This window comes from Microcoleus sp. SVA1B4 (assembly GCF_036700545.1).
Taxonomy (GTDB): domain Bacteria; phylum Cyanobacteriota; class Cyanobacteriia; order Cyanobacteriales; family Microcoleaceae; genus Microcoleus.
Window position 1 is genome coordinate 1 of sequence record NZ_JAUBPB010000115.1, and the last position, 10,341, is coordinate 10,341.

General features: G+C 46.2%; 11 protein-coding genes and 1 riboswitch. Of the genes, 7 read left to right on the forward strand and 4 right to left on the reverse strand.

What is annotated here, in order from left to right; translation table 11 throughout:
- On the forward strand, positions 1-549 hold a 549-nt coding region (locus QT987_RS28835), incomplete at its 5' end, for a Uma2 family endonuclease (RefSeq protein ID WP_333246842.1).
- Positions 550-651: 102 nt separating this feature from the next.
- Here the strand turns inward: QT987_RS28835 and QT987_RS28840 are convergent.
- Entirely contained in the window at positions 652-1,101 is a 450-nt protein-coding gene (locus QT987_RS28840; RefSeq protein WP_333246844.1) for a hypothetical protein, read from the reverse strand.
- Between the two features lie 97 nt (positions 1,102-1,198).
- Between QT987_RS28840 and QT987_RS28845 the strand changes: the two genes are divergently transcribed.
- The gene (locus QT987_RS28845) at positions 1,199-1,525 is read left to right on the forward strand and encodes a hypothetical protein (RefSeq protein ID WP_333246846.1); all 327 of its coding nucleotides are present in this window, start codon (positions 1,199-1,201) and stop codon (positions 1,523-1,525) included.
- 15 nt (positions 1,526-1,540) lie between these two features.
- Positions 1,541-3,676, forward strand: a complete 2,136-nt coding sequence (locus tag QT987_RS28850; protein ID WP_333246848.1) for a pentapeptide repeat-containing protein — start codon at positions 1,541-1,543, stop codon at positions 3,674-3,676.
- Positions 3,677-3,842: 166 nt separating this feature from the next.
- Here QT987_RS28850 and QT987_RS28855 read toward each other — a convergent pair whose 3' ends face one another.
- From QT987_RS28855 to QT987_RS28865, 3 genes are read right to left on the reverse strand one after another with little or no spacing between them, the layout of a single operon-like run.
- The gene (locus tag QT987_RS28855; protein ID WP_333246850.1) at positions 3,843-5,417 is read right to left on the reverse strand and encodes an FAD-dependent oxidoreductase; all 1,575 of its coding nucleotides are present in this window, start codon (positions 5,415-5,417) and stop codon (positions 3,843-3,845) included.
- 9 nt (positions 5,418-5,426) lie between these two features.
- Positions 5,427-5,666 (reverse strand): hypothetical protein, encoded by a 240-nt coding sequence (locus QT987_RS28860; protein ID WP_333246852.1) that lies wholly within the window; start codon positions 5,664-5,666, stop codon positions 5,427-5,429.
- Positions 5,666-6,364, reverse strand: coding sequence for a Uma2 family endonuclease (locus QT987_RS28865; protein WP_333246854.1), 699 nt, complete (start codon positions 6,362-6,364; stop codon positions 5,666-5,668). The genes QT987_RS28860 and QT987_RS28865 overlap by 1 nt, the downstream gene beginning before the upstream one ends.
- 297 nt (positions 6,365-6,661) lie before the next feature.
- Positions 6,662-6,808: riboswitch (cobalamin riboswitch) on the forward strand.
- A gap of 61 nt (positions 6,809-6,869) precedes the next feature.
- Here QT987_RS28865 and QT987_RS28870 point away from each other — a divergent pair.
- The 4 genes from QT987_RS28870 (at position 6,870) to QT987_RS28885 (ending at position 10,269) form a co-directional block, all read left to right on the forward strand.
- Positions 6,870-7,589: an energy-coupling factor ABC transporter permease gene (locus QT987_RS28870; RefSeq protein ID WP_333047166.1), complete on the forward strand. Its 720-nt coding sequence runs from the start codon at positions 6,870-6,872 to the stop codon at positions 7,587-7,589.
- A 3-nt stretch (positions 7,590-7,592) separates the two neighbouring features.
- Positions 7,593-7,925, forward strand: coding sequence for an energy-coupling factor ABC transporter substrate-binding protein (locus QT987_RS28875; RefSeq protein WP_333246855.1), 333 nt, complete (start codon positions 7,593-7,595; stop codon positions 7,923-7,925).
- A gap of 74 nt (positions 7,926-7,999) precedes the next feature.
- Positions 8,000-8,800, forward strand: a complete 801-nt coding sequence (cbiQ, locus tag QT987_RS28880; protein WP_333246858.1) for a cobalt ECF transporter T component CbiQ — start codon at positions 8,000-8,002, stop codon at positions 8,798-8,800.
- 656 nt (positions 8,801-9,456) lie between these two features.
- Positions 9,457-10,269, forward strand: a complete 813-nt coding sequence (locus QT987_RS28885; RefSeq protein ID WP_333246859.1) for an ABC transporter substrate-binding protein — start codon at positions 9,457-9,459, stop codon at positions 10,267-10,269.
- The last annotated feature ends 72 nt before the right edge of the window (positions 10,270-10,341 follow it).

Consider the following 10,341-nt stretch of genomic DNA (forward strand, 5'->3'; position numbering starts at 1 on the left):
GTTCTATCATATAGCGGAGGGCGAAAAATTTTGGCTCTTATCATACTTTTAACCATTTACAAAACCGGGATGCTCCCGAAAGCTAAAATCATTATTGGCTATTTAGTGAAAATTCTGTTTGAGGAACTAGAAATCGACTTTGAACCATTTGGTTCGACGACTTTCAAGCGAAAAAGTATGTTACAAGGAATTGAGCCTGATGAATGTTTTTACATTCAGAATTATGCTCTAATGATTGGCAAAAAGCGGATAGACTTAACTGTCGATCCGCCGCCTGACTTAGCTATTGAAGTCGATATAACTTCCAAAACTCAACTCGATGCTTACGAAGCTTTGGGAGTACCTGAAATCTGGCGCTATGAAAATAAAAAGCTTCTGATTAATGTGCTTCAAAATGGGAAATATGTTGAATCGGAAATTAGTCCGACTTTTCCAAATCTGCCAATTATTGAAGCTATTTCTCAATATTGCGAACAAAGCCAAACAGTGGGCACGAGTCAAACTCTCAGATTGTTTCGCAAGTGGGTTAAAGACCAAATACAAAATTGATATGAAATCGGTCTTCCACGGACTTGCTGTAAGGAATCCGGCTTATTTACGATCGCCAAAAAGCAATTTTCTCACAGCAAGCGTCCTAATTCCGTTTTATTTTTAATTTCGCTTTTGAGAAATAGAGAGAGAGTAAGGGTGTTGACCTTGAGCTCGATCGCCCACAAAAATAACATAAGTCCCCTTGTCCCCATAACCGGAAAATTCTACATTCCCCGCAGCAGCATTCGCCGGCAGGACGCAGAAACGCCCCCTCGGCCCCTGAATCATCAAACTCGGAGCTCCAGCAGTTTGTACTGCAATCCGCCAGTAAGGCAAATCCTGCGTTACTTCAATGACGTGGTTCGGTGCTTGGGAGACAAAACCGCAGTCGCCGCTATTGTTCGGGCCGCCGGAAACTCCAGAAACTCCCAGCGGTTCGGGAAATCCCGGAGCAATTTGTAGCGGTTGGCTCCGAAGGGCACCGGCATCCGCTAAAATCATTGCCAAGGCTAGGGTCACGATCGAGCTAAACCACAGTTTGCCGCGATCGCCCGGATAATTTATCTTCATGTTTCCTCACACAATGGCATTTGGTTCTAGTTCTTTGACGGTAGGGGATAATTGCGGTTCCGAACACATTAATCTAAAATAACTTCCGAATTTTTTTATGAATCCTCAAAATAACTTCAATTGGCAGCAAGCGTTCGGAGAACTAAAAGCTAAAGTAGAACGATCGCCACTCATCACACAAAATCCAGACAGATATCAAGCCGTCGGAACCTTATACAATCAATTACTGGACAAGTTTCAAAGACTCCCCAAACCGGGGCAGGTGGCAGCCTTTGCCGTCGGAGCGATAATTGTCCTGACAGTCTTCAATAGCATCGTACAGCTAATTTCAGCGCTGATGACTCTTGCCGTTCTCGGAGTGCTAATGTACATAGCGTATAAATTGGCAATTTCCCCCCAGTCCTCAAATACTAACGACAAATAATAGGAATTTCTAAATATGGCTAACCCCACCGCGCCCAGCGGCATCAATCAACCCGATCCGTCTTGGCAAACACAATCCAAGCAAATGCCACTGCTGGTTCGCAGGTGCGGCGCTTGGGCAGTGGAAATTTCGTTAATAGCTGCTAGCGCCCTCGTTCCCTTCAGTATCGGGGCATTAGTCAACCAGGAATCTCAAACCGTACCGCTCAATTCCTCCATAGCAGCAGCATCCGAAACCGTCGCCCGTACTTTGGGCATACCCGTGCGCGATCGCAGCCCCAGAGTCGCACCCCTAACTAATCTATTCTGGTCAGGGGCACTGCTGGCACCGGCAGTTTTAGCGGGGTGGCAACTGTTTTTGCTCGCCAGAACCGGTCAAACTATCCCCAAACGCTGGTTCGGCGTCAAAGTGGTCACAGCGTCGGGTACTCCTCCGGGTTTTGGGCAAGTGCTAATTCGCGAAAGTTTGGGGCGCTGGGGAGTGCCTCTGGGCGTCGCTTACGGCATTTGGCGCTTGAGCGGTGCGTTTCCAGATTTGCTGATTTTAGGGGGGTTGAGCGGCTTGGCAGTGCTCGCAGACGGCGCGGTTGCGTGGCGCTACAAACGGCAAGCGGGACACGATCGCCTCGCCAATACTTTGGTCGTCAACGCTCGATCGAATCAACTGTCTGCCAATCCTGTCAAGACTCAAGATTGGACTGAGGAAGACGCGCAGATTGCGGCTTTGGTTGTGACTCCACAAAGCGGCCTGAAAGTAAATGCCAGTTTGTGGAATTGGATGCGCCAACACCCAGGCACAACTTTAGTAATAGTTACCGTCGGCAGCGCCGGATTGATTTTAACTTTGTTTGTCGGCACTCTCATCTACACTCAAAGTCAAGCAAATATGCGGGATTCCCGGCAGCGGAACGACGAATTATTTGTGGCTTTAGTCAGCAAATTGTCTCCCACATCGGCTAGCGGGGCATCGGGCAGGCGATCGGCAATTTTGGCTTTGGGGGCGGTGGAAGACTCCCGCGCCGTACCCTTGCTAGCGGATTTGCTCGCTCAAGAAGACAACCGCGCCATGCTGGACGCGATCCAGCAAGCTTTAGTCAGTAGCGGGCCGAAAGCTTTGCCTGACTTGCAGCGGTTGAATCAGGCCCTCAGCAACGACCTCGATTCCCTGCGCTTTGGCGGCAAGGCCCCGGAACGCGAGTTAGCGGCCGCCCGCCAGCGAACAGTACAAAGGGCGATCGGCAAAATTCTCACAGTGTATAGCAGCCAACTCAACGGTGTCGATCTGAGCCGCACGGATTTAGCTCAAAGTCCTGCCGGCCCATCTCAGTTTACTTTAGTGTTAAACAAAGTTGACTTGTCGGGAATTAAGTTGAGAAATGCCAATTTAACCAATGCCAGCTTGCAGGGAGCTCGCTTTTACGGCACCGGCGAAGACAGGCGTCCGGGTACATTTGACGATTGGATTTCTGACTTGAGCGGCGCTAATTTGGAAGGAGTAAATTTGACCGGGGCGTCTTTGAACAGTGCTGTAATGAACGGGACTAATTTTGTGCGCGCTGTCATGAACAAAGCTAATTTGTCAAACGGCAATTTGAATTCAGCTAATTTCAGCAGTGCTATTTTAATTGGAGCAAATTTACAGGAAGCACTGTTAAAAAATGCCCGTTTTACCGGAGCCGATATAGGAAGCGCGAATTTGTCGCGAGCAGATTTGTCAGGTGCACGTTTGGGCAAAGTGAAGGCTCAAGGCGCTCAGTTGTCCTTGACAAATTTGTCTAAATCGGAATGGCAAGGCGCTGATTTATCCGGTGCTGATTTGAGCGGCGCAAACTTACAAAATGCCAATTTGACTTCGACTAAACTCGCAAACGTGAATTTAAAAGATGCTCGGTTGCAAGATGCCAATTTTCGGAATGCAGAGGTGAGTTCGGTTGATTTTCGGGGCGCGAATTTAGCGGGAGCGGATTTTAAAGGCGCGGTGTTTCTGGCGAAAGCAGCTTCGGAGCAATTTATTCAAAATCCCACGACTGGTAGTAAATCAGGTAGATTCCTAGGAGTTGATTTTGCGGAGGCTAAGAATTTAGATAAAAGTCAAATTGCTTACATTTGTTTGCAGGGGGGGATTCATCCGAAGTGCCCGCAGAAAAAGTAAGGATTGGTTGTTAACGATTAGGCTAATAAAGTTGAGCATTTAAATTGTATATTCACGGCGGGTGGGACACCGCAAAAAAGTTTGATTATTTTTTGACATACAATTTAAATGCCGCAACAGCTTAGTCAACAATCAATAATCATGAGGAGTGCAACCGGGATTGAGATTATGCAATAGCATCCGAACTGGCAAGAGTCTCGAATTGCGCCAATAGCATTGCCTCACCACTATTGGGAGTTCCAAAAATTTTAGGTAACTGGCCTGTTTGGGCGAGAACTTGTCTCACTTCTTGGTTAGATACATCGGCTAGATTTTTGTTATTTAGAATGGCATTAACCGCAGCGATACCCACACCTTGACCAACTGCTGCATTGAATTCCACAATTCTGCCGACAGAACAAGCAAACCCTTCAAATCCCGAACACGGACTGACCACTGCCAAGTTAGGAACGTTTTTAATTAATGCGTGGCGGATGCCAATATTCAAGATAGGCTGTTTAAAACTCAGACTTTTCAACCATCCTACGCTAGTTGCTTTGTCGCGAATACCCGGAATGCCTCCCCGTACATCAAAATGATAGCTAAATGTTGCCAGGGCTTCATTAGCAGGTACGCCACCTAACAGCATTTGTGCGCCAGTTAAAGGTTCTACAACTCCCGTCACATTGCCAGCGTGTCTGATATAAAGTTCTGAGGCATAAGTAACAGAAGTAGCCCCCAAACTCCTCAGCCAAGTTGTAATAAATAACATCTCTCTTTGCATATTAGCCGTGGGTTTGCTCCCGCTTCTCGCTAAGGCTTCTGCTTCGCTGGCGGTGACTGCAAATAACAGCGCATTCCACGAAAGTCTATCATTGGGAAGTATTGCTATATTTCCCTCATCTAAAATTATGCCGGTTTGAGGAAAAGATAGCTTTGTTCCTCTAAAGGAGTGATATGCTACAGACAGAGCCGGCGATCGAACATCGATGTAATCGTTTCCTGCCCACAGAGTTTTGAGGTTGCCTCTAGTGTCAATCATTTCCAGGCGGAGTTCTTCTGCTAGTTTAGCATCCTTGCCTGCAGCGTACAGCAAAAATTTTTGACCCTCTGAATCTGCCAGGTTTGTGAAGCGTTTTAGATAAATGTAATCGAATTCTTTCAGTGCTCTTGCACTGAGTCCTTGGGTTTCAAAAACGAGGGTGACTGGAAGTTCTGAGTTAGGCAGACCAAATGTTTCAAATCCCTTCAGTTTTCTCACACCCGCAGCTTGAGCTAATTCGGCATTGACAGTGGCATCAATAAATTGCTTGCCGGCATAAACTACGCCTTGAGAGGTGGTTATACTGGCAATTTTTTGACCTTCTTTAGTGACTGATTTAATTTCTACTTTGCTGAGGAGATCTGCCCCAGCTTTTACCAGCATTTCTTTCAGGGCTGCACTGGCTTTGCGGGGGTCAAGTGCAATTGCGGTGACACCGGATTTTTGTAAGAATTCTTTATAGATTGTCGCTGGTGAACCAAAGGTATCTAACTTTAAAGATTGTTGAAGTTGTTCACTAATCTGACTTCTATCTAAATAAGCAAGGCCGCCTCTTACCAAATGCCCGCCAATTCCTTCTTGCAAGCTTGCTTTCGACATCAGTAGAATTCGCGGATAACGCTTTGTGCGGCGAAGATATTCTCTGGAGGCTGAGATAACAGCTAGAACTCCTGGAACTTCATCACCAAAACAGATGATATCGTAAGAACGCAGATTCATGACCATTATTTAATAACCTCTGTTGATTTTCATGTTTTCGAGCTGCATCTCAATGTTTGCCGTCAAACTCTGTGTTTTTTCCAAATCTAGCTCGATATTTCCTGATTGTTGAGATAAATATTCACACATTTCTGGATGCAGCAACCGGGTTTTTTCCAGAAAATCTTTCGTTGAGGACGATCGATCTCGGTTGCAAAACCCGGTTTCTGAGCGTCTAGAGTCGATCCGTCTGGTACTCTTGATTGCCATCAGCTCAAATTATCAGGATCTATCCCCAACTCCCGCAATCGCTGAGCCAGTCGATCGGCGCGCTGGGATTCCTGTTGGGCGCGCTGCGCTGATTCTTTCACCTGTTCTTCAGGTGTCAGATAACGTTTTCCATCGGCATCATACCAATACAACCACTCCCTTGTCACCCCAGAATAACTTCCCCTTTCACAACCAATCCCCAAACCAATTTCAGGCATCCAAACTGGATTTCCTGACTGTAACTCGTACTTCCCATTGACTAACTTGTGTACTTCCAAATGAGGTTTTCGACGGCGGCGGGAAGAATAAATGACGTAATAAAGTACGCCTAAAGCTTGATAAGTCTCCAATTTTGTGCTGTATTCCTTGCGATAAGTTGGGGAAACAACTTCCAGCACAAAAGTAGGCAGAACATTTTCATCCCACAGCACGTAACTGGGGCGCAATTCTTCGTCGTAAAATCGTTCTACTCCTAAACTTAAGAAAGCATCTGGGACAATGGGCGGTTCGTCAGGGTGATGATAAATACCCATATCTATGCCAAAAAACCAGTCCATGCGTTCTGCCCAAAGTATGAGCAATATTGCTTTTAACAACCCTGGTATTAGTTCTTGCAGTTCGTTATCCACAGGCGTTTCATCTGAGTCTGGTAGTTCATCGGCTGAGGGCCAGTGCCTCGGAAATTTGTAATCTAACATGGCGGCTTTCCTCAAAACTCATTAATATTATACCGTTGATTTGTTGGGCAATAGTATTTATGGAACGAACCGCGAAGACGCGAAGGAAGAGAAGATGATAGGTAATTTTGACTTAGGAACGCGAATTAAATAACTTACAATTTTAATTGTGATTGTGGGATGGGTGTCCCGCCCGTCCTTTTTGGACGGGCGGGACGCCCATCCCACTTTCAAGAGTGGAAGTTATTTAATTCTCATTCCTTAGTTAATCTGAAGTAATTTTTGTAAAAGATTTGCTGAGACTTACGCGATCGACTAAACTATGTCTAACCAGTCGGTTCTAATGGGGAGCAGCCGTTAGAGGAAACGGGGAAAGTTCGGTGCAAGTCCGGCGCTGTCCCGCAACTGTAATGAGAGTTTTGTCGCTTTCTGAGTCAGGATGCCCGCCGATGTGTTAGTTTACATAGTCTCATCTGCGAGGTTCAGCGTGAAGGCCAGAAATCGGAAATTGGTCAGCTTGGGATTGATGGCTGGCTTGAGTTGTTATATTGTCCTGGGTTCGGCAACGCCCGCCGCAGCTATGCACATTTCGGAAGGTTTTTTGCCGGTGCAATGGGCGGCGTTTTGGTGGATGGTGGCGTTGCCTTTTTTTGCAGTAGGTTTGCGATCGATTACTCGTATTACAAAAGAACACCCGGAACTTAAACTATTGCTAGCTTTAGCGGGTGCGTTTACTTTTGTGCTTTCTGCTTTAAAAATTCCCTCGGTAACGGGCAGTTGTTCTCACCCGACGGGTACCGGTTTGGGTGCAATTTTGTTCGGCCCTTCGGTGATGGCTGTATTGGGGGCTTTAGTTTTGTTGTTTCAAACGTTACTGTTAGCGCATGGTGGCTTGACAACCCTGGGAGCGAATATGTTTTCGATGGCGATTGTCGGCCCTTTCGCTGCCTATTTTATCTATCAATTGCTGTTGCGAACTGGTAGCCAGCGGGCGGCAATTTTTTGTGCGGCAGCTTTGGCAGATTTACTGACTTATGTGACGACTTCGATTCAATTAGCGTTAGCTTTTCCGGCAGCCAGTGGCGGTTTTATGGCTTCGTTTCTCAAGTTTGCTGGCATCTTTGCTATTACTCAAGTACCCCTGGCGATTAGTGAGGGATTGCTGACTCTATTGGTCTGGAATTGGCTGCATTCTTACGGGAAGCCGGAGTTGGAAACTTTGAAATTATTGAGACAGGAGTCATAAGCCGTGAGTCAAAAGCCTACAAAAAATCACCAATCTACTTCGCGGCAAAATTGGATGTTGGTAATTGCTGTTATCGCGCTTGCCGTTATTCCCCTAGTTTTTGTCCGGGGTGAATACGGCGGAGCGGATGGGGAAGCACAGAAAGCGATTACGGAAATTCAACCGGACTATCAACCTTGGTTTAACCACTTTTTTGAGCCTGCTAGCGGAGAAATTGAAAGTTTGCTGTTTGCGACTCAAGCGGCGTTAGGATCGGGCGTAATTGGCTACGCGATCGGGCTTTATAAGGGACGCACTGAATCTCATAAATCTGATGATGAATCGCCGTCGGAATAAATGGCGAATAAACGGCGAATAGAATTCGCTTCTACACATACAAAGTCCGCCTGCGCGGACTGAAAGACTTTGGAATGAACCATCAGATTGATAGTCTGGCTTATACAAATCGCTTGCGCGGGTTGCCGCCAATCCACAAGTTATCCTTTGCGATCGCCCTTTTAATTCTGTCTCTCGTTTCTGGGGCGATCGTCCAATTGTCGATCGGCCTGTGGTTGGCCGTCTGGATCGTCGTCTATGCGGGTATTCCGGGGAAACTGTATTTGCGGTTGCTGTCGCTACCGTTGATGTTTTTGCTGACAAGTTTGCCTGCTTTGGCGCTGGGTGCGGTTGAGTTAAGTCAAATCCCGCAAATTCAGTGGGATATCTGGCAAGGTTGGGGCATTAGCATCGGCACTTTTTATCTCTATGTGAGTCGCACTGGAATATACCAAGTGAGCTTACTGTTTGCCCGCGCCTTCGCATCGACAAGCTGTATGTATTTCATCCTCTTGACGGTGCCCTTTACCGAAATATTGCAAATTCTCAGACAATTACGCTGTCCAGAGTTAGTCACAGAACTGCTATTACTAATGTATCGGTTTATTTTTAGCTTATTGGCGATCGCCGATGAACTTTGGATAGCCCAAAACTCGCGTTGTGGCTACCGCACTTGGAAGCGGGGAATGCAGAGTTTAAGCATTTTAATCGGGCAATTGCTTCAGCGAACTTTGGAAAACTACCGTCAAGTTTCGTTGAGTTTAGCGTCGCGCGGCTTTAATGGAGAATTGCGCGTTTGGAATTCTTACCCTTATAAACCTTCGCGAAGATATACATTGGAAGCCGTTTTTGGTTGCACGGTTTTAACTTTGTTAAGCGCGGTATTTCAACGCTAAATTTATTGTTATTCCTGGACGAATGGGGGTCAGAAACCGGGTTTTTTGACCGAATCTGCGATCTAACGCGTCTTTTCGTAAAAAACCCGGTTTCTTTGGTCGGAGTGGGTAAGTCCTGCATTATATTCACGATTAGTGCCGGTGACGGTGGCGGTGGTTAATATCAACGGGAGTTACGCATCACAATCAAAGAAACCGGGTTTTTACAGAATCTGCGGGTTGTAACTGAGATATTGCAGCATTCTCAATAATCTTTTTATGAACAGGCTTTCCGGCCTGTTCCACAAGAAAATTTATCTCTTGTGGAACAGGCCGGAAAGCCTGTTCTTGAGAATGGTGCAAGATGTGAGTTGTAACCAAGTATTCTCGCAAAAAACCCGGTTTCTGAACACCCGCGCCTCCAGGAATATTGTTGATAATTCTCCTATTCTCGTTAGTTTAGCGGGCCGGATTTGAATAAGGGCGATCGCACTTCCTGCAACAGCTATTACAAATATGACTTTTATGAACTTAATTAATGAATTATATGAATTGACGTGAACATTAGTTGAATGAATAATTACAGTATCAAAATAAATAGAAAAAATTCTGTATCAAGATACTAACAAAAGCAACAGCCCGCCCCCCATTGTTTTTATTATTGCCATCGGCTTAATTTGGTTTGGCGCCTACAAGTTCCTTCCCGGTTTATTGAATGCCAAAAATTCAAATACACCTACATCTACATCTACATCGGCAACGATCGCACCAGGAGCGATCGCCAGACGAGCTTTGCCAATAATCTATCAGGATTTGGCAGCTACAGCTTTCGGACAGTACCCAATATTAGCTTAATGGCAGCTCCCTTAGCAGAATATGGAGTGAAAACAGCAGCCAAAACTAATATTGCGGTTTGTTATGATTCCCAAGCACCGGATAACATATCATTTAAAGATGAATTTGTGGCATCTCTTACTGCTGCTGGTGGCAAATTAGTTCCCACTATTTGCGACTTTTCCTTACCCTCTTTTAATCCCGAAAGTGCGATCGCCGATGCTGTCAGCAAAAATGCACAAGGATTGATGGTAGCGCCCCACATCGATCGCATTGACCGTGCGATTTCTCTGGCTCGCATCAATCGAGGCAAATTGCCACTCTACGGCAGCACTACGCTCTACACCTTTCAAACTTTAAAAGACGGACAAAAAGACGTTGACGGGCTTGTTTTGCCCGTTCCCTGGCATCCTGAAACTAATCCCGGTAGCTGTTTCCCAGAAAATGCCCGCCAGCGTTGGGGAGGCATTGTGAATTGGCGAACAGCAACGAGTTTTGATGCGACTCAAGCTGTCATCGCTGGCTTGCGACAAAGCAATACGCGGGAAGGGTTGCAACAAGCACTCAGAAATCGGAGTTTTTCAACAGCAGGATCGAGCGAGGATGTGAAGTTTTTGCCCACGGGCGATCGGGCTGGTAAGCCGATTTTAGTCTGAAGTTCCCCCATTGACAAAAGGCGTGGGAGTATGTAGGGCAAACCTTTGGAGGATTTTGACTCCGGTTTTACT

What these genes read in the sequence shown, in the direction of transcription:
- QT987_RS28860 (WP_333246852.1), bottom strand. Translation starts at nt 5,666, where the DNA reads ATGGCAATCAAGAGTACCAGACGGATCGACTCTAGACGCTCAGAAACC.
- QT987_RS28870 (WP_333047166.1), top strand. Translation starts at nt 6,870, where the DNA reads ATGGCTGGCTTGAGTTGTTATATTGTCCTGGGTTCGGCAACGCCCGCC.
- QT987_RS28855 (WP_333246850.1), bottom strand. Translation starts at nt 5,417, where the DNA reads ATGAATCTGCGTTCTTACGATATCATCTGTTTTGGTGATGAAGTTCCA.
- QT987_RS28865 (WP_333246854.1), bottom strand. Translation starts at nt 6,364, where the DNA reads ATGTTAGATTACAAATTTCCGAGGCACTGGCCCTCAGCCGATGAACTA.
- QT987_RS28850 (WP_333246848.1), top strand. Translation starts at nt 1,541, where the DNA reads ATGGCTAACCCCACCGCGCCCAGCGGCATCAATCAACCCGATCCGTCT.
- cbiQ (WP_333246858.1), top strand. Translation starts at nt 8,000, where the DNA reads ATGAACCATCAGATTGATAGTCTGGCTTATACAAATCGCTTGCGCGGG.
- QT987_RS28840 (WP_333246844.1), bottom strand. Translation starts at nt 1,101, where the DNA reads ATGAAGATAAATTATCCGGGCGATCGCGGCAAACTGTGGTTTAGCTCG.
- QT987_RS28845 (WP_333246846.1), top strand. Translation starts at nt 1,199, where the DNA reads ATGAATCCTCAAAATAACTTCAATTGGCAGCAAGCGTTCGGAGAACTA.